The organism is Undibacterium parvum (assembly GCF_003955735.1).
Classification (GTDB): domain Bacteria; phylum Pseudomonadota; class Gammaproteobacteria; order Burkholderiales; family Burkholderiaceae_D; genus Undibacterium; species Undibacterium parvum.
The window spans coordinates 708,599-732,961 of the sequence record NZ_CP034464.1; the positions used below are offsets into that span (position 1 = coordinate 708,599).

Consider the following 24,363-nt stretch of genomic DNA (forward strand, 5'->3'; position numbering starts at 1 on the left):
ATATGAATAGCGCAGTAGAAAAAAGTTTTATTGATGCCGCGAGTAATCGCCATCTCGATTGGCTGGAATCGGAAGCCATCCACATCATGCGCGAAGTCGCAGCGGAATGCGCCAACCCTGCTTTGCTGTTTTCGGGCGGCAAAGACTCCGTGGTGATGTTGCGCATCGCCGAAAAAGCCTTCCGTCCAGGTAAGTTCCCTTTCCCGCTGGTGCATATAGATACCGGCCATAACTTTGCTGAAGTAATTACCTTCCGCGACAAAAAAGTGGCGGAATTGGGCGAACGCCTGATCGTCGGCTCGGTCGAAGATTCGATCAAGCGCGGCACCGTACGTTTGCGCAATCCTGCGACCGACTCACGCAATGCAGCGCAAGCGGTCACGTTGCTGGAAACCATCGCTGAACATAAGTTTGACGCCTGCATGGGCGGTGCCCGCCGCGATGAAGAAAAAGCCCGCGCCAAAGAGCGTATCTTTTCTTTCCGCGATGAGTTTGGCCAATGGAATCCAAAAGCGCAGCGCCCTGAACTCTGGGATCTGTACAACACCCGCGTTCACCCAGGTGAAAACATGCGTGTATTCCCGATCTCGAACTGGACTGAGCTCGACGTCTGGCAATACATCGCCCGCGAAAAACTCGAACTGCCACCGATTTACTTCGCACATGAACGCCAGGTGATCCCACGCAATGGCTTGCTAGTTCCGTTGACTGATCTGACGCCGGCCCGCGAAGGCGAAACGGTAGAGACGCAAGTGGTGCGCTTCCGCACCGTTGGCGACATCTCTTGCACCTGCCCGGTATCGTCCGATGCGGCGACGGTAGAAGCGATTATCGCTGAAACCGCGATTACCCAAATCACAGAACGCGGCGCTACCCGCATGGACGATCAGACCTCAGAGTCCTCCATGGAAAAACGTAAAAAAGAAGGATATTTCTAATGAGCGCAGTTAATTCCGTAGTTACTTCATCAGTGGCTTCAGCCGCACCCATCATTCAAGACGCCACCCGCGAACGCGGCCTGTTACGTTTCATCACTGCAGGCTCAGTCGATGATGGCAAGAGCACGCTGATAGGTCGCCTGCTGTTTGACAGCAAGGGTATTTTCGCTGATCAGTTAGATGCCATGTCACGCGCCAAACACAAACGCACGGTCGGTGACACCATTGATCTGTCCTTGCTCACTGACGGTCTGGAAGCGGAACGCGAACAAGGTATCACCATCGACGTGGCCTATCGTTATTTCGCCACACCGAAGCGCAAATTCATTATCGCCGACACCCCGGGCCACGAGCAATACACACGCAACATGGTGACCGGTGCATCGACTGCTGACGCCGTCATCATCCTGATCGACGTCTCCAAGGTCAAACTCGGCGACGACGGTAGCGTAGAGTTGCTGACACAAACCAAACGCCACTCGACCATCGCGCATTTACTGCAGATCGAACACGTGGTTGTGGCCGTCAATAAAATGGATCTGGTCAACTACGATCAGACCGTGTACGAGCGCATCGTCGCCGAATACCAGAAATTTGCGCAGCAATTGGGACTCAAAGACATCACGCCGATTCCTTTGTCTGCCTTGGCGGGTGATAACGTGGTGACTGCCAGTGACAAACTAGCCTGGTACCAGGGGCCGACCCTGATAGAGCTACTCGAGTCATTGAGCGTCTACGATGAATGCCACGACGAGCCTTTCCGTTTCCCGGTACAACTGGTAGCGCGTCACAATGGCCACGAAGCCAATGATTTCCGTGGCTACATGGGGCGTATCGAAGCGGGCAAAGTCAGCCGCGGCGACAAATTAATCGTGCAACCCGGCGGTCAAAGCGCTACCGTCAAGGACATCCAGACTCTAGATGGTTCACTGGAAACGGCGGTAGTCGGCCAATCGGTCACCATCTTGCTCGATGAATATGTCGACATTTCTCGCGGTGATATGCTGGCCTCCAGTGATCGCCCAGCTACCTTGCTCAAAACCGTGACTGCCGATCTGTGCTGGTTGTCCGAAGACGCTTTGGATGTGCGCCGTCGTTACTGGCTCAAGCACACCACCCGCCAAGTCGCTGCCAAGGTCACCGCGGTCGATACTCTGCTCGACATCAACACGCAAGAGCGTCGTCCTGCCACCAGTCTGAATTTGAACGACATCGCCCGCGTCACTATCAATGTGCAGCAAGCCCTGGCGGCCGATGCCTACGATGACTTGCGCTCTACCGGTGCCTTCATCCTGATCGATGAAGTCACACATCAAACCGTGGCTGCCGGGATGATACGTCTTGCATAAGCATGCGGCTTCCCAGTTACCCGGCACGGTCTACCTGATCGGCGCCGGGCCTGGTGCGGCGGACCTGATTACGGTACGCGGCGCGCGTCTGCTAGCAATGGCAGACGTGGTCTTGCATGACGCCCTGGTGACGCCTGAGATGCTGGAGCTATGTCCGCAGGCGATCAAAATACCGGTGGGAAAGCGCAGCGGATTACGTTCGGCTGCGCAATCCTTCATCAATCAGCAAATCATAGAATCTGCTTTGCAATATGCCTTGGTCGTGCGCCTCAAAGGCGGTGACCCTATGTTGTTTGGGCGGGCTGATGAAGAGATGAGCGCGCTGGAAGAAGCCGGCATTTATTTCGAAATCGTTCCTGGCATTACCACCGCGGTAGCGGCAGCAGCTAGCGTACGCCAACCGCTCACCAAGCGTGGCGTGGCCCGTAGCGTGGCATTTTTTACCTCCAGCACCGCGCCAGGTGAAGAGGCCGACACTCGCCTACCCGATTGCGACACGCTGGTGCAGTATATGGGCGGCAAAGAAGCGATACTCACCGCGCAACGCATGTTGGCGGCCGGCCACCCACCCACTCTCCCACTGATAGCGATAGAAAACTGCAGTCGTCCTAACGAACGCTGGCAACATCTGACACTGGCCGATTTATCACAAGGTTTAGCTGCCTGTGAAGGGCCGGTTTTGGTCATGATGGGCGAGGCTATGCGTCAGCGTAAGTCGTTTAAAAATTAAACCAGGCGTTGAATTAAGATCTTTTGTGCTTCCCAAAATGGAGAGCACAAGCGAGCTCACTATCCAGCTCACAATCGAGCTCACTACCCAGCCTTCAAGCCGGCAAAATTAAGCTCACCATCAAGCCGCCACCTTCGCGGTTGCTCAGCATGATGCGGCCGCCGTGCGCTTCTATGATTTCTCTGGCCAGCGCCAGCCCCAGGCCGGTGCCGCTACGCTTGGTCGAGTAAAACGGCACCAAGGCGTTCGACATCACCGCCTCACTCATGCCACTGCCCCTATCCATCACATCAATCCGCAGCAAATCGTGCAAAGGTTTTACGCTCAAGCTGACCTGGTCAGCGGCAGAGCCCGACTCATGGGCATTTTTTAATAAATTTAGCAGCGCCTGCTCCATCTGCGCAATATCGAAGCGACTGGCTTGCTCGGGCAAGGGGCCAAGTAGAGTAAAACGAGTATGCGCTTGCAGAGTATTGATCAGTTCACTCCAGCTGATCGGCTCTAGTCTGGGCGTAGGCAGCTTAGCGAAGCGCGCATAACCCTGGATAAAACTTTCCAGATGCAGGGCGCGCTCTTCTATGGTGCTTAAAATTTCTGGCAGGCGCTCGGTTTTTCCGCGCTTGACTAACTCATGGGCCGAGCGCGCCAATGAAGCCACCGGCGCCAGCGAGTTATTCAATTCGTGGCTGATCACACGTATTACTTTTTTCCATGTCTGCACTTCCTGGCGTCTTAACTCTAAGGTCAGGTGACGTAATAACAGCAACTCATGCTGCCGTCCGTTCAGACTAAAATTGCGCCGCGACAGATGATAGATCTCATCTTCCTCGTCATTCTCAATGGCCTTATCCGCGCGCGCTTTGAGCGCGCTACTAAACAAGCCATCGCCACCTTTAGCGATCGCGTCACGCAGCACTTGCGAGACCTGCAGCAAGACCTGCTGCAGACTAAAACCTTCTAATTTCTTACCCTGATTTAGTAGCTGACGCGCCGCGATATTGGCAAATACGATGGCACCACGTTCAGAAATCAGTAACATCGCCACCGGCGTATTTTGCAGCATGGTGTCTAATAAAAGTTCGCGCTGCACCAGATCGAGTCTTTGCTCACGCAGCACATTGCCCAGTGCATTATGTGCATCGACCAAATCTGCCAACTCGTCGTTACGTGACCAATGCAGGCCGAAGGAATAATCGCCATCCTGATAGCTGATCACGGTGCCACTCATGGCGCGAAACAATTGCAACACTGCCGTTAGCTGTCTACGCAATAGCCCTAAGCCCAGCAATAGCATGAGTGCCAGAATAGCGCTGCTTACCAGCAAGGCTTGCCCGGGAAAACGCAGCACCAATACTGTCGTCAGAACTATGGCGAGCATCAGTAAGCCTGCCAACAGCAAATACAAACGTGTCAGCAAAGAAAACCGTCTGCCACGCTGGGGCGAGCCTGCCTGACTGCCAACGGGCGCGTTGAACTGGCTCATGCGCTGCGGCTGATGCCTAATCTATCCATGCGGCGATACAGTGCCTGCCGACTCAATCCCAGTTGCGCGGCCGCTTGGGCAATCACGCCATGCGTGCTGTGCAAAGCCTGCTCTATGGAATCACGATCAAGTTCTGACTCCAGACTAGGGTTAACTGCCACCAGCATAGGTAAGCCCAAATCGCTGGCTAGAATTTGCTCTCCTGAAGAAAACAAACAGGCTCTCTGCAGCACGTTTTTGAGCTCGCGTACATTACCTGGCCAGCTGTGTTGTAACAGTCGCACTTGCGCCTCGTCCGTCAGGCGCTTGCCCGGGTCTAGAAAACAGCGCGCCAAAGGTAAAATATCATCGCTGCGCTCGGCCAAGGCAGGAAGATTTAATTCAATCACATTCAGACGGTAAAACAAGTCTTCGCGAAAACTGCCAGCCTTGATCATCGCTGGTAAATCCGCATTGGTGGCGCTGATCACGCGCACTTTTACCTGCCGCTCTTTATTCGACCCCAGTCGCTCAAACCGGCCTGTCTCTAGTACCCGCAACAATTTCATCTGGCCGGCTAAAGGCAGATTGCCGATTTCATCCAAAAATAGAGTACCGCCATCGGCTGCCTCAAACTTACCTTCACGCGCCTTACTGGCACCGGTATAGGCACCGGCCTCAGCACCAAATAATTCTGCCTCTATCAATTCGGCCGGTAAGGCACCGCAATTTAGTACGACGAAGGGGCCGTCTTTGACACTGGAATTGGCTTGAATGATTTCTGCGATGCGTTCTTTACCAGCGCCATTGGGACCGGTGATCAGCACCGAGACATGCGAGCGCGCCACCTGACAAGCCATCTCCAGTACGCGCTCGGTGGCGCTGTCTTGCCAGATCAAATCACGCAAATCGTATTTTGATACTAAGGCGCGTTTTTGTTTACGCTCACGCATAACGCGCTGCTGCAAACTGCGATTGGCTCGTCCCAGCTCGCCCAGTTCTAGTAAATTTTGCACGCTCGCCAGCAGCCGCTGATCGTTCCAGGGTTTAGCCAGATAATCGGCGGCACCAGCCTTGATCAAATCGACCGCGGCATCGAGATGAGTCCAGGCGGTCAATAAAATGACCGGCAAATCTGGGTGCTGCATGCGGATCGCTTGAAACAAGGCCACGCCTTCCTGCCCTGACGTGGTATCGGCAGAGAAGTTCATGTCCTGTATTACCAGATCAACCGTATTCGTTTCTAGCAAGGCCAAGCCTTGTTCGGGTGATTCTGCGCTGATGCTGTTGATGTCTGCGAGCGATAGCAAGACCTCAAGCGCCATCGCAATCGTAGGGTTATCATCAATGATCAGGACTGTGGACATAGGGCAGGTATTGTAGATTAGGGATTGTAGAGTTGATATGCAATTGTACTACTCGGCTAGTCTATCTGACTATTTTGAAAGTGGCATAGCCCAGCGCGCATATTCCATGCGGCTTTCAGGCCATGCAGGCTGGAAAGGCGCATGGAATATGCGCCTGCAGACTATGCGCCTGCGGCTTGCCCGTTTGCAAAATCACAGTCAGGTGCAAGCGCATGCTCTAAATTTATAGCTAAGTGCTAGGCACCACGGGTGGCAGTCGCAGGTGAAATACTGGCAGCGCGCCAGGCCGGTCCGTACACCGCCAGCACGCCCAACACGAAGAACACACAAGGCGCCAACAGCAGGTAAGCCAAGGGGAGTTTGCTCAGCTCAAATTGCCTCACCAATAGTTGATTCAGCGCCAGTGCCAACAGCAGACCTCCGACCACGCCCACACTCGTGATGAGCATATTTTCAGTGATGAAATAGGTCAGAATATCGATCTTTCTGGCACCCAGAGCGCGCCGCACACCGATCTGCTTATAGCGTTGCGTCACCCATAAAGTGCTCATGCCGACGATGCCAGAAGCGGTCACCAACACCAACAAGCTACTCACCACGATGAGCATCCATGCCAGCGCTTTTTCACTGCGATAACGCGTGCGCCTATCTTCTTCCATAGTGGCACTTTTCAGATTGAGCGGGGTCGCCGAACTCTTACGCAAAGCCGCCTCGACCTCTTTCATGACGCGATCGCGCTGCCCTGCCTCGGTACGTACCGAATAACCAGAGTGCACATCATTACTCAGCCGTATCGGCACGATGACCGAAGTCTCCCCTGCGCTCGCAGCCCTTCCGCCATGCGTTTGCAAGCGTTCCACCACACCGATAATTTTCACGCCATTGGCCTGCTCTCCGGTTCCAAAATAGAGATCTTTACCAACCACCGAAGCCTGCTCGGGATACAGCTTGTTTGCCAACTCCTTGCTGATGATCACGCTCTTAGGAAAATCTTGCGTGGTATTTTGGTCCAGTTCATACTTATCACCAGCATTAAAATCACGCCCTTCTATTAAATGTAATCCCCAGGTTTGTACTAAGGAATCAGGTGACATATAGATAGATCCCATCGCACTACTAGTCGTTTGTTTGCGATCGGCCGCCAGCCCACTGGTACTACCGGATTGAGACAAAGGCATCTGATTCACACGTGCCACAGCCACCACACCGGGCACTGCCGCTATGATGGCGGCCTCCTGCTTTTGCATGGCGATCTGATCGGCGTGCTCACCCATTTTTTGATTGCTGACATGCACCCTGAAGAGATTCAACTCTTCGGCCACGCCACTCGGGCGCGCCGCCACAGCCAGACGCAAATTAACGATGTATAAGGCATTAGCCAGTATCGCCAGACTCAATGCCACTTGGATTGCCACTAATAAGGGCCCGGTTTTATTTCTGAACAAGGCAGACAATATCGGGCGGATTTCAGTAAATATTTTCATTTTTTGCCTCAGCTATCTTCATTGTGATTTGAGTTGTATTGCCGGTGTTACTTTACAGGCGCGCCAGGTCGGTAACAGCCCAGCCAGAATAGCTGCGGATATAGACATCAAAAAGGTCAGCCCCAGCATAGTCCAATCCATATGCGCCACCACCGCCAATTGTTTTGACTGCATGGCGATCAACAGCAGCGCACCGATGGCGAATAACACACCAAGCAAGCCACCAATCAAACCGATCACAGCGCTCTCAATGAAAAATTGCAAAAACACCTGTCCACGCGATGCGCCGAGCGCACGCCTGACACCGACTTCTGAAGCGCGCACAGAAAACTTAGCCAGCAATAAACCTATGGTATTGACCAGACAGAGCAACAAGAAACCAAATGCCAGCCAGGCCGAAAGTTTACTGTCATCGCCGATGATTTTCATCTCGTTTAACCATCCGCGCACGTCAAACAATTGGTTTTTGGCCTTTCGTAAAAACCGGCCGAATTTTCTTTGCTCGCTGACATAGCTATCGATATAGTTTTGCAACTCGGTGCGCTGAGTGGCAGATTTCATTTCGAACCAGAAATGAAACCAGGTACATTCAGAATCGAGCAGCGCTTGCCAACCAGGTTCGCGCTTACTGCTGCAGCTCATACCGCCAGAATGTGTGGTTTGATGACGTATCGCTGTAGCAAATGGAATGAGGAATTCTTCCTCAATTCCGAAAGCGGACGAGCGGCCATTAAAGCGATAGTAGCGTGGCATCGGCAGCCATTTGTCGAGCACCCCAACCACTTGATATTCAGCGCCAGACATGCGTAGACGCTGCCCGACGGAGTTGACCGCGCCAAATAATTTCTCGGATAATTGGCGGCTCAACACCACCACATCGGCGGCATTGCTATCGTCGATCGCACGCCAGGGCTGCCCATACAAAAACGGTATGTCGAACATAGCGAAGACGTCGCTGCCGGCGGCCATGCCTTCTGCCGCGACCACGCCCAGATCAGCGCGTAGTGGCTCGATGACCATGCCTACACCATACAAGCCGGTGCGTCGTTCGCCCTGCTTGCTAGCCAATAGATTGACCACATCTTTGTAAGTCAATTGGTGATCGATATATTTTTCACCTGCGACATAGCCTTCTATAGAGCCGTTATCAATGATAGGTGCAAACAAGCGATCGCTTTTGTTTGGAATCGGGTCGCCCGACATCACATGCAAAATAGTTAAAGTCGAGATACTGGCCGCGACCCCGATTGCCAGCGTCAAGACCATCAAGGCAGTCAAGATGGGATTGCGTTTCAGGCTGCGCAGCCCTAACAGAAAATAATATTGGATCATCATGCCTCCTTATGCCGCAGCAGTATTCACGGAATGCGCAGCATCGCTGGCATCGTACAGTGATGCGCTCTTACGTACCAGATCACAGACCTGACCATCGATGATGTGGACGTTGCGCTGGGCCCGTACTGCCAACTCTGGATCATGCGTGACCATCAAAATGGTGGTGCCCTTAGCGTTGATTTCTTCTAGCAATTCCATCACGCTACGCGCCATGTGGGTATCGAGATTGCCGGTGGGTTCATCGGCCAGCAATAATTTTGGTTTACCGGCCAGAGCACGGGCGATCGCCACCCTTTGCTGCTGACCACCGGATAACTCGGCCGGATAGTGTTTCATACGCGATGCCAGGCCAACCTGGCTGAGGGCCTCTTCGATACGGCGTTTGCGTTCAGCCGCGTTAAAACCACGGTAGCGTAAAGGCACATCAACGTTATCGAATAAATTTAGATCAGGAATCAGATTGAAGCCCTGAAAGATGAAGCCGAGCTTTTCATTGCGCAGACGTGAGCGGGCGTTATCATCGAGACCCTTGACGTTCACACCATCGAGCAGATAGTCGCCGCCGCTAAACTCTTCGAGCAAACCGGCAATATTCAAAAAACTGGTCTTGCCAGAGCCAGAAGGCCCGGTCACAGTGACGAACTCACCTTGTTTGACATGGATCTCAAAACCACGCAGAGCGTGCGTTTCTATCATGTGAGTGCGATACACCTTGCTTAAATTATTCATGCGTAACATAGGAATTCTCCAAAAAATTGATAGATGTTTTTACTTAAAACGTACCAGCGATTTTTGCCTTTTTCAACCACCATTGAGCGTGACGCTCAGCGCATTTTCAAACAATTCACTGCCTGCGATCACCACCTGATCGCCTAACTTCAAGCCTGCTTGCACCTCAACTGCCGTGACACTGGTTGCGCCCATCTTAAAGGCCTGCCGTCTTGCTACCCCGGCTTCTACGATATACACAAATCGCCCTCCTTCGTTTTCCACAAAGGGACCGCGTGGCAACATCAGTACATTCGGTTTTTCTTCGATTAAAAGGCGTGCCGAGACGCGCTGGCTTTGGCGCAAGCCGACCGGCTGCTCGCCGCTGAAACGCACGCGTGCCAGCACTTGATTTTTCACCACTTCAGGCGAGATCGCCGACAATTTACCTAGAGTATTCACACCATTGATAGTGATTTCTACGTTCATGCCTATACCCAGATCGGCCACATAGGATTCTGGAATTTCCAACTCCACCTCAAGTTGCGACAAATCGACCAGGGTCATCAATGCGGTGTTGGCTGCCACCACGCTACGATTACTCGCTGACAAGGTCCCCACCAGGCCATCCACCGGAGCTTGCAACTTCAGCTCGTCGACCCGGCGTTGCGCATTGTCACGTACCAAGCGTTGCTGCTGTAATTGGCTCAGCTTGGTTTTTAAGACCAGGTCCACGTCTTCGATCTCTAAACTAGTGGCCTGCTCGGCATGTTTTGCGCGAATTTCTGCCGACTTCAAGGTGTCCTTTGCCTTCATGAAATCAAGTTTAGCGATCACCCCAGCCCCCCCCGCCGCTTCTATACGTTGAAAGGTACGTTCCGCCGCCACCCTTTCAATTTCCGCTTGATCTGCATCGCGTCTGGCCAGCAGCTTTTGTTTGCGCGCCACAATATGCTGGCGCGCCACCTCTGCCTCCAATTGTTCGTAACTAGATTGCTCACGCTTGAGCTGATTACTTAGATCTGGCGACTCCAGTTCGGCCACGATCTGTCCTTTTTTTACCGTGTCACCGGCCTGCACTTTTAAACTGACTGTGCTGGGTGCGCTGGCATATAAAGTAGGACTAACGGCCGCCACCAAGCGTCCATTGACGGCAAGGTCTCTGACCAAGGTACCGCGACTAACCTGAGCAATTTTAAGACGTGTCAGATTCACCGAACGGCTACTGCCACCCCAGGCAGACAACAGCAACACCGCCACGCTTACAGCGGCGATGCTTAGGCCTATCCAGATCATGAGTTTTTTATTGCGCCAGGCTGATGGCGCTGCCAGGTAAGCATCTTGGCCGGAAGTATCGCGTATCATAAAATTTATCGTTAAAGAGATAAATCTATCAATAGCAGGAAGTGTGCCAGAAGCTAAGTTATTGTTTTATATAACTTTTAATATCTAGCATCAGAATATGCGGTGTCCGCAAGCGTAAATAAACTGTCCGTTTGTTAGCCGCGGACAGTGTTCTGCCGGCGTAAATAAAAATAGCGAAGCATACGCTTCGCCATTCAAAACAAAACCTAGAGCCAACTAAATGCTGAGCGACCGTATGCAATAGTCACGTATCGCCTGCAGCACTGCAGGGTCTTCACCGGCCGCCTCCAGTTGCCGTAACTCGAGATCTGGATAATTCAGGCGTAAGGCATCGACCATGACAGGCAAGTCGCGTAAGACATGCCCGCCCTGCCCTAAGAATATCGGCGACACAATCACCTTATCACAGCCATCAGCCACCAATTGCGCCACCAAATCGGTCAAATTGGGCGTCATAAATTCCAGAAATGCCAACTCGACGCGCGTATCGGGCAAATTCTCTTGCGTCATTTTTTGTAATCTTTGAAAAGGTGCAGCCCAACGCGGATCACGAGCGCCATGCGCAAACAGAATAAGGGCAGTATTTTTTTTCATTTGTGCTTAGCTATTAACATCTATCAATGTCTATCGACATAACGGATCGCGATCATCGCGATCATGGAGAACAACAAACTCGGCGCTAAAGCAGTCACCGGTGCCGGCCAGGTATTGAGCAAGCCTACATGCGAAAACAGGCTATTAAACAAATAGAACACCAAACCTATCATGATACCGCTGAAAATTTTCAGGCTGATACTGCCACTTCTTACATGCAGGTAAGCGAAGGGCAAGGCTAAAGCCATCATCACCAAAATCGCAAACGGATAAGTAATTTTTTTCCAAAATGCGATCGCATAACGCTCAGAGTCTTGTTTATTTTCGGTCAGGTGTTTGGTGTAAGCCGCCAAGTCATAAGCCGACATGCGATCTGGGTCGACAAAAATCACCGACAAAATATCTGGAGTGATCTCAGAAACCACATCCCGACTGGCAAATTTCTGACTAGGAATGGATAACATATCCTGTTTCGCCAAAGTCTTGGGAAAGGAAGTTTCAACCACGTCAAACAAACGCCATAGATTCTTGCCCTGGTATTCGGAACGGGCGGCAGTGATTTCTCGGGATAGGTGAAAATCACTGTCGAACTCGTAGACCTTTAGCCCTACTAACGAACGATCCGGCAACACCTCTCTCACGTTTAAAATCCGCGAGCCGATTACCGGGCCATTTAAGCCATTTGCCTTAATCAAATCCTTGGTCCACAAGCCACTTCTAAACTCCTGGGCTATGGTCGCCCCCATGGTGCTCACTTTGAGTTTTTCTGCCTGCTTGGTAGAGTAAGGCGAAAGAATTTCGCCAAACAAAAAAGTTACAGCAACAAACACCAAGCCAATTTTAGCCAGAATACTGCCAGCCTTGACGGTGGACATACTGGCAGCACGCATAATGGTAAATTCAGAATTCGAGGCAAACTGGGCCAGTACATAAATAGTCCCAATGAGTACAGCAATCGGCATGAATTCATACACATACCCAGGCAAACGTAGGGCAATATACACAGCCGCGTGCGACAAACGATAGCCACCGCGGCCAACTTCGGTCAACTCGCCCATTAAATCAAAAAATGAAAACAGCACCAGCAAAGCAAGCATCACAAAGCTCACTGCACGGATGATTTCAGTAGCGAAATAGCGCTGTAATACCTTCATGAACAACTCTTTTCTTTGCTACGCATACCATTGAGCAAGCGACATTTTAATTTCGACCATAACACCAAGGGGTGCGAACCACTATTCACCTTTACTCTCCATGAAAACATCAACACCACTACCGTCAGAGCGGCCAGATGCATGGGCCACCACGCCATGTTTAGAGCCAGCTTTTCTTGCACCACGGCTTCTTGCACAATATTGAGTAAATTCAGATACACCGCCACCAGCAGCAGAGCGATGATCAGATTGGCTGAGCGGCCTACGCGCGGATTGACGTAACCCAAAGGCACCGCCAACAGCAAGAGTATCGTTGCCATCAACGGCAAGGAAATGCGCCACAATAATTCACCTCGATTAAATTTATTTGGGTCTTCTAGCAATTCTGAAAGCGAAAGCGATTTTGCGTTTTTGTTGCCAGCGGCCGCCTTGGTCTGAGCTGCCACCAAAATGCCATACTTCTCAAATTCCATCATCTGAAAATTTGGCTCACTTGGCAAGCCATCGTAGCGACTACCCTTACTCATGACCAAAAATTTATCGCCATGCGCATCGATCTCCATTTTCCCTTCGCTGGCCACCACCACGCTGGACCTACCATTTTTATTGGTGTTGATGAAGACGTTTCTGACCTTGCCTAAATCACCGGTCACTTCCTCAACAAAAAAAATGCGCTCGGAGGAGGCTGATTCTTGAAATTTTCCTGGTGAGACTTTAGCGATGTCACCGCGTTTTTCATACTGCTCGCGTAATTCAGAACTTTGACGATTGGCCCAAGGAGTAGCAACAAAACTCAGCAAGCCCGTCAAGACAATAAAAGGCAAACCGAATCGAAGTACTGGTTTTATCCATTGTGTCAAACTCAAGCCAGAGGCGAACCAAACCACCATTTCAGAATCCTGGTAACAGCGGGTTACCACCAACAACACCGAAATAAAACCAGTCAAAATAAGTAAAACTGGTAAATAGGTGAGTGAGGAATATCCGATCAAAGTGATCACATCAGCCGATGCGACCTTACCTCCGGCGGCTTGCCCGAGGATCTTGATGAGCATGAAAGTGATGGTGATTGTGAAGAGTGTCGTAAACACAGCGCCTGCGGCACTGAACAATTCACGTCTAAGCGCGCGCTGAAAAATCATGGAGGGTTATAATACCTGTTTTACGAAACTTACAAAGAGGAGTAATACGTGGACTTTAGCATAAAAACATTCGACGCCAAAAGCACCGTGAATACAAGCAAAACTGGCTGCGTAGTTGTAGGCGTGTTCGAAAACAAAAAATTAACAGCTGCAGCCACTGCTTTAGATAAAAAAGGTGCCATTTCTGCGGCCTTGAAATCAGGCGACATTTCTGGCAAAGCTGGCACAACGCTATTATTGCGCAATGTGGACGAAGTTGCAGCAGAACGTGTGTTATTAGTTGGTTTAGGCGAAGAAACTGCGACAGTCGCTGAAAAATCTTTTGTGCAAGCAGTTCAAGCCGCTGCCCGCAGCTTGGCAAGTTACGGTGCCAACGATACCATCCTCGCTTTGCCTGGCGTAACTGGACGTGACGCGGCATGGGCTGTACGCACCATCGTTGTGGCTTTCCGTGAATCTATATTCCGCACCGACAGCCTGAAAAGCAAAAAATCAGCTGTCAGCACTGGCGTTAAAAAAGTGGCGATTGCAGTTACAAGCAGCCAGGCAGCCGGTGCAAAATTGGCTTTGACGCATAGCGTGGCGCTTGCCAACGGCATGGATCTCACCAAAGAACTAGGTGATTTACCACCCAATGTTTGCACTCCGACCTACCTGGCCAATACAGCAAAAACCATCGCGACCGACTACAAGATGGGTATAGAAGTACTAGAGCGCAAGCAACTGCAAGCACTGAAAATGAATAGCTTCCTGTCGGTCACGAATGGATCTGAAGAGCCACCAAAATTCATCGTCTTAAAACACATGGGTGGCAAAGCCAAAGATGCACCTACCGTCTTGGTAGGCAAGGGTATTACTTTCGATTCAGGTGGTATTTCCTTGAAACCAGGCGCCGGCATGGATGAAATGAAATACGATATGGGTGGCGCTGCTTCTGTCTTGGGCACCATGCGTGCCATCGGCGAGATGAAACTAAAACTGAACGTCATCGCGGTCATCCCAACTTGCGAAAATATGCCTTCAGGAAAAGCCACACGTCCAGGCGACATTGTCACTTCCATGTCCGGCCAGACCATAGAGATACTCAATACCGATGCAGAAGGTCGTCTGATCTTATGTGATGCACTGACCTATGTAGAGCGTCTGAAACCGGCCGTAGTAGTGGATGTAGCCACGCTGACGGGTGCCATCATTACTTCTTTAGGTCATCACAATACGGGCCTGTTCACACGTCACGATGCAGCACACGACAAACTGGCAGCTGAATTACTGGAAGCAGGTAAACAAACGGGTGACACCGCGTGGCGTATGCCTATAGAAGAAGCATATAACGAGCAATTAAAGTCGAATTTTGCTGACATGGCAAATATCGGCGGCCCAGCCGGTGGTAGTGTGACGGCAGCCTGCTTCCTCGAGCGTTTCACTAAGGCATACACTTGGGCGCATCTGGATATCGCTGGTACCGCCTGGAAATCTGGTGCTGCCAAAGGTTCTACCGGTCGTCCAGTACCTATGTTGACTACTTTCCTGATGAATCGCGCTGGCTAAAACATCTTTAAGCGTTCATCTAAAATGAACGCTTAGGCTGATCACACCGCGCCCTGTAGAATATGGGGCGCGGTTTTTTATTTTATTGAGATTTAGATATGAAACTAGTCACCTGGAACGTTAACTCCCTCAAGGTACGCTTGCCTCAGGTTTTGACATGGCTGGAGAACAACCCCGTCGATGTTTTGTGCTTGCAAGAAACCAAATTGACCGATGACAAGTTTCCACAAGCCGAGATCGAAGCGGCAGGTTATCAGGTCGCTTTTAGTGGTCAGAAAACCTATAACGGTGTGGCAATTTTATCGCGTCACGCCATCACAGATGTGCAAAAAAACAATCCCTTGTTTGAAGATGCTCAACAGCGCATCATCGCCGCGACCATACAGGACATGCGCATTATTTGCGCCTATGTGCCGAATGGTCAGGCGCTCGATTCTGAGAAATATCCCTACAAACTGAGCTGGTTGGCGTCTTTGCACGAGTGGGTCAAGCAGGAAATGAGTCAGCATGCATCGTTGGCGGTATTGGGTGATTACAACATTGCACCGGAAGACCGTGACGTCTACGACCCGGCTGCATGGGAAGGCCAGAATCTGGTCTCACCGCCAGAGCGCGCTGCATTACAAGCCTTGATAGACTTGGGTTTAAGCGACAGTTTCCGTATGTTTGAGCAAGCCGAGAAATCCTTTAGCTGGTGGGACTACCGTCAACTCGGCTTCCGCCTCAATAAAGGTGTTCGTATCGACCATATCTTATTATCAGCAGCTTTGGCCGCACGTTGCACTTCCTGCGTCATAGATAAAGTACCGCGCAAATGGGAGCAACCATCCGACCACGCGCCTGTCATCGCGACCCTGGATTGAAGCGCACTTTCGGACTTTACACTTATTAATGAAAAGAAATATAATTCATAAAATGTAACAATCTATACTGTTCATTGACCTGCAGCTACAAGTAGCTCAGAATGAAGCGAACAAATAGCCTCCCAGCTAAAAAATATAACTATAGCAATCAATGCGTATAGGTCTGGTGCTATTCTGGTGCTATATCTGGTCCGGTAGACCCGGTTTGTGTTGATATCAATATGAAGCAAAATTCTGCCATGAATAAAACTGAAGCCCTAAATGTTCTTGTTCTACAGGCAAATCGCGGAGAACTGGTATTTTCTACCAATGTCGCCACGACGCTTAAAATTCAGAAAGCCCTGGATGACCCGGATTGCAGTGTTGATACTGCCAGCAAATTAGTATTAAACGAGCCTTTATTGTCAGCCCGCGTGGTGGCAATTGCTAATTCTGTTGTATATAGCCGCATGGGAAATGACGTCAGCAATGTGAAGGCGGCGATTTCTCGCTTGGGCTTTCGTACTTTACGCTCGGTGGTGGCCTCGCTGGTAGTGCGCCAATTGGCCGGATCGAGTAAAGATCCAGCGATACGCGGCATGATCAATAAGTTATGGGAGCACTCTGCACAAGTGGCTGCACTGGCCCAGGTAATGGCAAGACGCGTCACCAAACTTGATCCTGATACGGCGATGTTTGCCGGTATCGTGCATGAAGTTGGCGGATTTTACCTGCTATCACGCGCTGAAGAATTTCCCTCGCTGCTAGAAAAAGATGATTTAAATGCGCCGCCGGCACCGAATGACTTACCCTCATTCACAGACACCGTCATCGATAGAGAATCAGCAGAAGCAGTCATTGGTCGTGCAGTATTAAAAAACCTACAATTACCACAACCGGTAGTCGATGCAGTTGAAGCGCTATGGTATGGTTTGCGTGCCATGCCGCCCGAGTCTCTGGGTGATACCTTGCTGCTAGCCAATGAACTAGCAAAAACACCATCGCCACTAGATACCCGTACCGATACTGAAAGCAATCGCTATACGTCGGAAATCGATTTTGTCGTCGGAGAAGGTACTTTACACAGCATCTTGGAAGAGTCAGGGGAAGAGTTCAAAACCCTGGCAGCAGCCCTAATGACATAGTTGGCTGATCTGATTTGTGCAAAAGGGGCTTACGCCCCTTTTTTATTTTTTCAAATTCAATCAAACGGCATCAGGCGATCACTGCAGCCTTAATCTGTAACAAGGAAGCAGGGTCTTCTATCGTCGTCAAGTCTCCCGCATCGCGCCCCTCGCAGATCGCCTGTATCGAACGGCGCAATAATTTACCTGAGCGAGTCTTGGGCAACATCGCCACGAAATGAACGCGCGACGGTCTGGCTACGGCACCGAGCTGCTTATCGACCACCGCCATTACCTCGGCCTCCAGCGCACGTCTGCCCTCCTCGCTGACCACCATTTCGGGATGTTTCAGTATCGCGAAAGCCACCGCGACCTGGCCTTTGAGCTTATCCTCGACGCCGACTACCGCCACTTCTGAAATCTGCGGATGACTGGAGATGCTCTCTTCAATTTCACGCGTGCCCAATCTGTGGCCCGCCACATTGATCACATCATCGGTGCGACCGAGTATGAAGTAGTAACCATCGGCATCTTTAATGCCCCAGTCAAACGTGGAATACAGCTGTTCGTGGGCAAAATTTGACCAATAGGTTTGCACAAAACGCTGGTCATCGCCGTACACGGTTTGCAGGCAACCCGGCGGCAACGGACCTTGTATGGCTAACACGCCTTTTTCATTAGCCGCGCATTCTGCACCTGTATTTTCATTGATGATGCTAACCTTGTAACCGTACATCGCAACCCCAGGACTACCCAGACGGGTTGCAGTGTTTTCTATGCCGCGTGCCACCGACAGGATAGGCCAGCCGGTTTCAGTCTGCCAATAGTTGTCAATGATGGGCACACCCAGCTCACCCGAGATCCAGCTGGAGGTCGTTTCATCGAGCGGCTCCCCGGCCAGATACAGCGCTTTCAGTGAAGATAAATCATATTTTTTCATCAGTTCAGACGGATGTTTTTTCAACACCCGGATCGCCGTCGGTGCCGAGAACATGCGCGTCACTTTGTACTTCTCGACGATACTCCACCAGATACCGGCGTCCGGCCGTATCGGTGTGCCCTCGTACATGATGGTCGCCATGCCTGCAATCAAAGGGCCATACACGATATACGAGTGCCCCACGACCCAGCCTATATCTGAAGTGGCGAAATAGGTTTCACCGGGATTGCCGCCAAAAATGTGCTTCATGGACGAAGCCAGCGCTACCGCATAACCCCCGACATCGCGTTGTACGCCTTTCGGATTACCGGTGGTGCCTGATGTGTACAAAATATACGATATCGCATTCGATTCCAGCCAGGTGACCGGCACCTTTGCATCGAGATGCTGTTCACGTAGCGTCGCATATGCAACGTCACGCCCGGCTACCAAAGGCATAGGATCGAGACCGCGGTCGATCAGCAAGACCTTGGCCGGCTTATGCTGGGCCAGCGTGATCGCCTCATCCAATAGCGGCTTGTAAGGCACTGCCTTACCGCCACGCATACCGGCATCGGCCGATACAATTAACACAGGTTTGGCATCATCGATCCGGGTAGCCAAACTCTTGGAGGCAAACCCGCCGAACACCACGGAATGCACGGCACCGATGCGGGCGCAAGCCAGCATAGCAAACGCCGCTTCGGCCACCATAGGCATATAGATCAACACCCGGTCACCTTGTACTACACCCAAGCCCAGCATGATGGCAGCCATACGCTGCACTTCGCGATCAAGCTCGGCAAAACTGTACACATTCTCAGTATTGGTCTCGGTAGAAATCGCGATCAGTGCCGCTTTATCAGCCTGCGTGGCGAGCCAGCGATCTACCGCGTTATAACAGAGATTGGTTTGGCCACCGACAAACCACTTGGCAAACGGCGGACGGGAATAGTCTAGCACTTGCGTGTACGGTTCTTTCCAGTCTATCAGTTTGGCTTCTTGATCCCAAAATGTGGCAGGTTCTTGTATCGATTGCTGGTAAAAGGCTGCGTAAGTCATGCTATCTCCTGGTGTGCGTCATGTAATTTTGTACTCCTCTTGCGCGAGCGTCAGAGGGATGTTTTATTTGTCAGTTTGCCGTAAGCTACCCAAAAAAAACGCGGCCATTTGAAGGGCCGCGTTTTCTTGTTTTTTCATACTGCGCCGTTCAGAACGCGTCGCCAGGTACACGTACCCAGCCTTCCATCAATATGCGCGCGCTACGGCTCATAATGGCCTTAGTCACACTCCATTCGCCATCGACCTGCGCCGCCTGCGCACCAACCCGCAAGGTGCCGGAAGGATGGCCGAAACGCACCGCCTCGCGCAAACCACCACCCGCTGCCAGATTGACCAAGGTACCCGGTATCGCCGCAGCAGTACCGATCGCAACCGCTGCAGTCCCCATCATGGCGTGATGCAGCTTGCCCATAGACATGGCACGCACCAGCAGATCGATATCACCTGCATTGACCCGCTTCCCGCTGGACGAGACATACGCCGCCGGCTTAGCGACGAAAGCCACCTTAGGTGTGTGCTGACGATTTGCCGCTTCTGCGACATCCTTGATCAGGCCCATGCGTAGCGCACCATGGGCGCGTATGGTTTCAAATTTAGCCAAGGCCTGAGCATCGCCATTGATGGCATCTTGCAGTTCGGTACCGGTATAACCAATCGCTTCGGCATTAACGAAAATAGTCGGGATACCGGCATTGATCATGGTGACCTTCAGCGACCCAAAACCCGGCACGTCCAGATCATCCACCAGATTGCCGGTAGGGAACATGGAGCCACCAGCGCCATCTTCATCGGCCGCCGGATTCATGAATTCAAGCTGCACTTCTGCCGCAGGAAAAGTCACACCATCGAGTTCAAAGTCACCGGTTTCCTGCACTTCACCATTGCTCATAGGCACGTGAGCGATGATGGTCTTGGAGATATTCGCCTGCCAGATGCGCACCACCGCAACACCGTTGTGCGGCAGACGGGCAGCATCAACCAAGCCTGCGCTAATCGCGAACGAGCCGACTGCGGCAGACAGATTGCCGCAATTACCGCTCCAGTCAACGAAAGCCTTGTCGATGGAAACCTGACCGAACAGATAATCGACATCGTGATCAGGCTTAGCGCTTTTGGATAGGATCACCGTCTTGCTAGTACTAGAAGTGGCGCCGCCCATGCCGTCGATCTGCTTTCCGTAAGGATCGGGGCTGCCGATCACACGCAGCAACAAGGCATCACGCGCTGCGCCGGGCACTTGTGCCACCGCAGGTAAGTCTTGCAGACGGAAAAATACACCCTTACTGGTGCCGCCACGCATATAGGTGGCGGGGATTTTAATTTGCGCTACATGGGTCATGCTAGTTCCTCTTATTGATGCCGTAGGGTGCGCCATGCTCACCGAAATCGGTGCCACAAACACAAGCGGTGCGCAAGGCGCACCCTACAACTGATTTATGCCGCTTTGGTGGATTCCAGGAAATCCTGAGCAAAGCGTTGCAAGACACCGCCGGCTTCATAGATAGCCACTTCTTCCGCAGTATCCAGACGGCAGATCATAGGCACCTCTAGAGTTTCACCGTTCTTGCGATTGATCAGCAGCGTCAAGCTCGCGCGTGGTGTGCGTTCGCCGATCACATCAAAAGTTTCTGTGCCATCAATCTGCAAAGTCAGGCGCGTCACACCAGGCATAAACTCTAGCGGCAATACGCCCATCCCAACCAGATTGGTTCTGTGGATGCGTTCAAAGCCTTCGGCCGCGATCGCTTCTACACCCGCCAGGCGTACACCTTTGGCGGCCCAGTCACGCGATGAGCCTTGGCCATAATCAGCACCGGCGATGATGATTAAGGGCTGCTTGCGTTCCATATAGGTTTCTATGGCTTCCCACATGCGCGTCACTGTGCCTTCCGGCTCTATGCGTGCCAGCGAACCAGCCTGCACCTTGCCGTCCTTGAGTACCATTTCATTCTTCAAGGTTGGATTTGCAAAGGTCGCGCGCTGGGCGGTCAGATGATCGCCGCGGTGCGTTGCGTAAGAATTGAAATCTTCCTCAGGCAAGCCCATCTTCGCCAGGTAAGCACCGGCAGCACTGTCTAGCATGATGGCATTCGACGGTGACAGATGGTCGGTCGTGATATTGTCACCCAGCACCGCCAAGGCGCGCATGCCTTGCATCGTGCGCTCACCTGCCAAGGCACCTTCCCAGTAAGGCGGACGGCGGATGTAGGTAGTCTGCGGACGCCAGTCGTACAGCGGGCTGACCTGCACGCCATCGTCTTCTTGCTTGGCAAACATAGGGATATACACCTTGCGGAATTGCTCAGGTTTGACGCTGGCAGCGACCACGGCATCGATCTCTGCATCAGACGGCCAGATGTCCGCCAAACGCACAGGCTTGCCATCAGCAGCTATACCCAGCACATCTTTCTCGATGTCGAAACGAATCGTACCGGCAATCGCATACGCCACCACCAAAGGTGGCGAGGCCAGGAAAGCCTGCTTCGCATAAGGGTGGATACGGCCGTCAAAGTTACGGTTACCGGACAATACGGCAGTGGCGTACAAATCACGGTCTACGACTTCTTTTTGGATCACAGGATCGAGCGCACCGGACATACCGTTGCAGGTGGTGCAGGCAAAGGCGACCACGCCAAAACCCAACTGTTCCAGCTCAGGCATCAGGCCAGCCTCTTCCAGATACAGGGCGACCGTTTTGGAGCCTGGTGCCAGTGAGCTCTTCACCCAAGGCTTACGGCTCAGCCCAAGTTTATTTGCATTGCGGGCGATCAGGCCGGCCGCAATCATATTGCGCGGGTTATTCGTATTGGTGCAACTGGTGATGGCGGCGATGATCACTGCGCCATCAGGCATCAGGCCAGCTTCATTTTCTAGCTTGCCGCTGATACCGCGTGCGGCCAATTCGGAAGTTGGCACGCGGTTATGCGGATTACTTGGGCCAGCAATAGTGCGCACCACCGAAGACAAATCAAAGCTCAGTACGCGTTCGTATTCGGCATTTTTCAGAGTATCGGCCCACAGACCGGTTTCTTTTGCATACAACTCCACCAGCTTGACCTGTTCATCCTCACGGCCAGTCAGTTTGAGGTATTTGATGGTCTGTTCGTCGATATAAAACATCGCGGCAGTCGCGCCAAACTCCGGTGCCATATTCGCAATGGTGGCGCGGTCGCCCAAGGTCAATGCCGCAGCACCCTCACCGTAAAATTCCAGATAAGACGACACCACTTTTTGTTTGCGCAAAAATTCAGTCAGCGCCAGCACCGTGTCAGTCGCGGTAATACCTTCTTGAGGTTTGCCGGTCAGTGCTACGCCGATGATATCCGGCAGACGCATCCACGAGGCGCGCCCCAACATCACACTTTCGGCTTCCAGACCGCCGACGCCAATGGCGATCACGCCCAGCGCATCTACCATAGGGGTATGGCTATCGGTACCGACCAGGGTATCTGGATAAGCCACCCCGTCGGTGACTTGCACCACCGGGCTCATGCGCTCCAGATTAATCTGATGCAAGATGCCGTTGCCGGGTGGGATCACATCAACGTTCTTGAACGCCTTCTTGGTCCAGTTGATGAAGTCAAAACGGTCTTCGTTACGACGGTCTTCAATCGCACGGTTCTTGTTGAAGGCATCCGGATCGAAACCGCCGCACTCTACCGCCAAAGAATGGTCGACCACTAACTGGGTTGGCACTACAGGATTGACCAAAGCCGGGTCGCCGCCTTGCTCAGCAATCGCATCACGCAGACCTGCCAGATCGACCAGCGCAGTTTGCCCCAGAATGTCATGACAGACCACGCGCGCCGGGAACCATGGAAAATCCAGATCGCGTCTGCGCTGTATAAACTGCTCCAAAGAAGCATTCAGCGTCGCTGGGTCGCAACGGCGCACCAGATTCTCTGCCAGCACACGTGAAGTGTACGGTAGCTTATCGTAAGCACCTGGGGTAATGGCCTCTACCGCGGCACGGGTATCAAAAAAATCGAGCTTGGTGCCGGGCAGGGATTTGCGAAAATTGGTATTCATTATTGTCTATCCTTGATAGCGACAAACTGCAAATCATCAGGGCCGACATAGTTAGCGCTAGGACGGATGATTTTATTGTCGATACGCTGCTCGACCACATGTGCGGCCCAGCCTGAGGTACGCGCAATCACGAACAGCGGCGTAAACATGGCGGTAGGCACACCCATCATGTGATACGAAACAGCCGAGAACCAATCCAGATTCGGGAACATTTTTTTGATGTCCCACATGACGGACTCTAAGCGCTCGGCGATATCAAACATCTTGGTCGAACCAGCCTCACGCGATAAATTACGCGCCACTTCTTTAATTACTTTATTGCGTGGATCAGAAACCGTGTACACAGGATGACCAAATCCGATCACCACTTCTTTGTTCTCTACGCGCTTCTTGATATCGGCTTCTGCTTCATCCGGATTGTCATAGCGTTTCTGGATTTCAAACGCGACTTCATTGGCGCCGCCATGTTTAGGGCCGCGCAAGGCACCGATCGCACCGGTGATGGCCGAATGCATGTCTGAGCCAGTACCGGCGATCACGCGCGCGGTAAAGGTCGAGGCATTGAACTCGTGTTCCGCATATAAAATCAGCGAGGTATGCATGGCTTTTTCCCACGATGCGCTAGGTTTAACCCCGTGCAATAAGTGCAGGAAATGCGCGCCGATAGAATCATCGTCAGTCTCAACATCGATACGTTTGCCGTTGTGGCTAAAGTGGTACCAATACAGCAGCATGGAACCTAAAGACGCCATCAGACGGTCGGCGATGTCACGTGCGCCTGGCGCATTGTGGTCATCTTTTTCCGGCAAAGTGCAACCGAGCACCGAGACACCGGTACGCATTACGTCCATAGGATGGGCGCTGGCAGGTAAAGCCTCAAGCGCTGCCTTCAGGTTCGCCGGCAAGCCACGCAAGGCTTTCAGTTTCAATTTATACGTGAGCAGTTCGGCCTTGGTCGGCAATTTGCCATGCACCAGCAAATGGGCAATTTCTTCAAATTCGCAAGCGTCGGCCACTTCCAGAATATCGTAACCGCGATAATGCAAGTCGTTACCGGTTTTACCTACCGAACACAGAGCGGTATTGCCGGCAGTAACGCCAGACAGGGCAACGGATTTTTTAGCTTTAAATGGAACTGCTTCAGTCATGCTGTTCTCCAGATGAGATAGTGAATTATTTAATGGAACAGATACTCCACCCCAGTATTTTTT

General features: G+C 51.9%; 19 protein-coding genes. 6 read left to right on the top strand and 13 right to left on the bottom strand.

Going from position 1 to position 24,363, the window contains the following annotated elements; genetic code table 11:
- The first annotated feature begins 2 nt into the window (after positions 1-2).
- Genes cysD through cobA form a run of 3 tightly spaced genes read left to right on the top strand, consistent with a single transcriptional unit; the run spans position 3 to position 3,017 of the window.
- Entirely contained in the window at positions 3-938 is a 936-nt protein-coding gene (gene cysD / locus EJN92_RS03135) for a sulfate adenylyltransferase subunit CysD (protein ID WP_126126493.1), read from the top strand.
- Positions 938-2,287, top strand: coding sequence for a sulfate adenylyltransferase subunit 1 (locus EJN92_RS03140; RefSeq protein ID WP_126126494.1), 1,350 nt, complete (start codon positions 938-940; stop codon positions 2,285-2,287). The genes cysD and EJN92_RS03140 overlap by 1 nt, the downstream gene beginning before the upstream one ends.
- Positions 2,280-3,017 carry a uroporphyrinogen-III C-methyltransferase gene (gene cobA, locus EJN92_RS03145; protein ID WP_126126495.1) on the top strand — a complete coding sequence of 246 codons (738 nt, stop codon included), beginning with the start codon at positions 2,280-2,282 and terminating at the stop codon, positions 3,015-3,017. Before EJN92_RS03140 ends, cobA begins: the two co-directional genes overlap by 8 nt.
- A 94-nt stretch (positions 3,018-3,111) precedes the next feature.
- On the opposite strand, the gene EJN92_RS03150 is transcribed toward cobA, so the two are convergent.
- The 9 genes from EJN92_RS03150 to lptF form a co-directional block, all read right to left on the bottom strand.
- Positions 3,112-4,500, bottom strand: coding sequence for a sensor histidine kinase (locus tag EJN92_RS03150; RefSeq protein ID WP_227869680.1), 1,389 nt, complete (start codon positions 4,498-4,500; stop codon positions 3,112-3,114).
- Positions 4,497-5,846 (bottom strand): sigma-54-dependent transcriptional regulator, encoded by a 1,350-nt coding sequence (locus tag EJN92_RS03155; protein ID WP_126126496.1) that lies wholly within the window; start codon positions 5,844-5,846, stop codon positions 4,497-4,499. The genes EJN92_RS03150 and EJN92_RS03155 overlap by 4 nt, the downstream gene beginning before the upstream one ends.
- Positions 5,847-6,082: 236 nt before the next feature.
- Positions 6,083-7,330, bottom strand: coding sequence for an ABC transporter permease (locus EJN92_RS03160; protein ID WP_126126497.1), 1,248 nt, complete (start codon positions 7,328-7,330; stop codon positions 6,083-6,085).
- Positions 7,331-7,348: 18 nt separating this feature from the next.
- Positions 7,349-8,662, bottom strand: coding sequence for an ABC transporter permease (locus EJN92_RS03165; RefSeq protein ID WP_126129741.1), 1,314 nt, complete (start codon positions 8,660-8,662; stop codon positions 7,349-7,351).
- A 9-nt stretch (positions 8,663-8,671) separates the two neighbouring features.
- The gene (locus EJN92_RS03170) at positions 8,672-9,403 is read right to left on the bottom strand and encodes an ABC transporter ATP-binding protein (protein ID WP_126126498.1); all 732 of its coding nucleotides are present in this window, start codon (positions 9,401-9,403) and stop codon (positions 8,672-8,674) included.
- Between the two features lie 63 nt (positions 9,404-9,466).
- Positions 9,467-10,738, bottom strand: a complete 1,272-nt coding sequence (locus EJN92_RS03175; RefSeq protein ID WP_126126499.1) for an efflux RND transporter periplasmic adaptor subunit — start codon at positions 10,736-10,738, stop codon at positions 9,467-9,469.
- Between the two features lie 216 nt (positions 10,739-10,954).
- Positions 10,955-11,332, bottom strand: a complete 378-nt coding sequence (locus tag EJN92_RS03180; RefSeq protein ID WP_126126500.1) for a sirohydrochlorin chelatase — start codon at positions 11,330-11,332, stop codon at positions 10,955-10,957.
- 23 nt (positions 11,333-11,355) lie between these two features.
- Positions 11,356-12,486 (bottom strand): LPS export ABC transporter permease LptG, encoded by a 1,131-nt coding sequence (gene lptG, locus EJN92_RS03185; protein WP_126126501.1) that lies wholly within the window; start codon positions 12,484-12,486, stop codon positions 11,356-11,358.
- Positions 12,483-13,628: an LPS export ABC transporter permease LptF gene (gene lptF / locus EJN92_RS03190; RefSeq protein WP_126126502.1), complete on the bottom strand. Its 1,146-nt coding sequence runs from the start codon at positions 13,626-13,628 to the stop codon at positions 12,483-12,485. Before lptF ends, lptG begins: the two co-directional genes overlap by 4 nt.
- A 48-nt stretch (positions 13,629-13,676) precedes the next feature.
- On the opposite strand from lptF, the gene EJN92_RS03195 reads away from it, so the two are divergent.
- The 3 genes from EJN92_RS03195 (at position 13,677) to EJN92_RS03205 (ending at position 17,163) form a co-directional block, all read left to right on the top strand.
- Positions 13,677-15,176, top strand: a complete 1,500-nt coding sequence (locus EJN92_RS03195; RefSeq protein WP_126126503.1) for a leucyl aminopeptidase — start codon at positions 13,677-13,679, stop codon at positions 15,174-15,176.
- A 98-nt stretch (positions 15,177-15,274) separates the two neighbouring features.
- Entirely contained in the window at positions 15,275-16,039 is a 765-nt protein-coding gene (gene xth, locus EJN92_RS03200) for an exodeoxyribonuclease III (protein ID WP_126126504.1), read from the top strand.
- A gap of 239 nt (positions 16,040-16,278) precedes the next feature.
- Positions 16,279-17,163: an HDOD domain-containing protein gene (locus EJN92_RS03205; protein WP_126129742.1), complete on the top strand. Its 885-nt coding sequence runs from the start codon at positions 16,279-16,281 to the stop codon at positions 17,161-17,163.
- A 70-nt stretch (positions 17,164-17,233) separates the two neighbouring features.
- Here EJN92_RS03205 and EJN92_RS03210 read toward each other — a convergent pair whose 3' ends face one another.
- The 4 genes from EJN92_RS03210 to prpC form a co-directional block, all read right to left on the bottom strand.
- Positions 17,234-19,123, bottom strand: a complete 1,890-nt coding sequence (locus EJN92_RS03210; protein ID WP_126126505.1) for a propionate--CoA ligase — start codon at positions 19,121-19,123, stop codon at positions 17,234-17,236.
- Positions 19,124-19,271: 148 nt separating this feature from the next.
- On the bottom strand, positions 19,272-20,462 hold the full coding sequence (gene prpF, locus EJN92_RS03215; RefSeq protein WP_126126506.1) for a 2-methylaconitate cis-trans isomerase PrpF: 1,191 nt from the start codon (positions 20,460-20,462) through the stop codon (positions 19,272-19,274).
- Positions 20,463-20,557: 95 nt separating this feature from the next.
- A complete protein-coding gene (gene acnD, locus EJN92_RS03220) occupies positions 20,558-23,152 on the bottom strand; it encodes a Fe/S-dependent 2-methylisocitrate dehydratase AcnD (protein ID WP_126126507.1) in 2,595 nt (864 codons plus the stop codon).
- Positions 23,152-24,300: a bifunctional 2-methylcitrate synthase/citrate synthase gene (gene prpC, locus EJN92_RS03225; protein ID WP_126126508.1), complete on the bottom strand. Its 1,149-nt coding sequence runs from the start codon at positions 24,298-24,300 to the stop codon at positions 23,152-23,154. Before prpC ends, acnD begins: the two co-directional genes overlap by 1 nt.
- Positions 24,301-24,363 lie beyond the last annotated feature (63 nt).

What these genes read in the sequence shown, in the direction of transcription:
- cysD (WP_126126493.1), top strand. Translation starts at nt 3, where the DNA reads ATGAATAGCGCAGTAGAAAAAAGTTTTATTGATGCCGCGAGTAATCGC.
- EJN92_RS03140 (WP_126126494.1), top strand. Translation starts at nt 938, where the DNA reads ATGAGCGCAGTTAATTCCGTAGTTACTTCATCAGTGGCTTCAGCCGCA.
- EJN92_RS03150 (WP_227869680.1), bottom strand. Translation starts at nt 4,500, where the DNA reads ATGAGCCAGTTCAACGCGCCCGTTGGCAGTCAGGCAGGCTCGCCCCAG.
- EJN92_RS03155 (WP_126126496.1), bottom strand. Translation starts at nt 5,846, where the DNA reads ATGTCCACAGTCCTGATCATTGATGATAACCCTACGATTGCGATGGCG.
- EJN92_RS03160 (WP_126126497.1), bottom strand. Translation starts at nt 7,330, where the DNA reads ATGAAAATATTTACTGAAATCCGCCCGATATTGTCTGCCTTGTTCAGA.
- EJN92_RS03165 (WP_126129741.1), bottom strand. Translation starts at nt 8,662, where the DNA reads ATGATCCAATATTATTTTCTGTTAGGGCTGCGCAGCCTGAAACGCAAT.
- EJN92_RS03170 (WP_126126498.1), bottom strand. Translation starts at nt 9,403, where the DNA reads ATGTTACGCATGAATAATTTAAGCAAGGTGTATCGCACTCACATGATA.
- EJN92_RS03175 (WP_126126499.1), bottom strand. Translation starts at nt 10,738, where the DNA reads ATGATACGCGATACTTCCGGCCAAGATGCTTACCTGGCAGCGCCATCA.
- EJN92_RS03180 (WP_126126500.1), bottom strand. Translation starts at nt 11,332, where the DNA reads ATGAAAAAAAATACTGCCCTTATTCTGTTTGCGCATGGCGCTCGTGAT.
- lptG (WP_126126501.1), bottom strand. Translation starts at nt 12,486, where the DNA reads ATGAAGGTATTACAGCGCTATTTCGCTACTGAAATCATCCGTGCAGTG.
- lptF (WP_126126502.1), bottom strand. Translation starts at nt 13,628, where the DNA reads ATGATTTTTCAGCGCGCGCTTAGACGTGAATTGTTCAGTGCCGCAGGC.
- xth (WP_126126504.1), top strand. Translation starts at nt 15,275, where the DNA reads ATGAAACTAGTCACCTGGAACGTTAACTCCCTCAAGGTACGCTTGCCT.
- EJN92_RS03205 (WP_126129742.1), top strand. Translation starts at nt 16,279, where the DNA reads ATGAATAAAACTGAAGCCCTAAATGTTCTTGTTCTACAGGCAAATCGC.
- EJN92_RS03210 (WP_126126505.1), bottom strand. Translation starts at nt 19,123, where the DNA reads ATGACTTACGCAGCCTTTTACCAGCAATCGATACAAGAACCTGCCACA.
- prpF (WP_126126506.1), bottom strand. Translation starts at nt 20,462, where the DNA reads ATGACCCATGTAGCGCAAATTAAAATCCCCGCCACCTATATGCGTGGC.
- acnD (WP_126126507.1), bottom strand. Translation starts at nt 23,152, where the DNA reads ATGAATACCAATTTTCGCAAATCCCTGCCCGGCACCAAGCTCGATTTT.
- prpC (WP_126126508.1), bottom strand. Translation starts at nt 24,300, where the DNA reads ATGACTGAAGCAGTTCCATTTAAAGCTAAAAAATCCGTTGCCCTGTCT.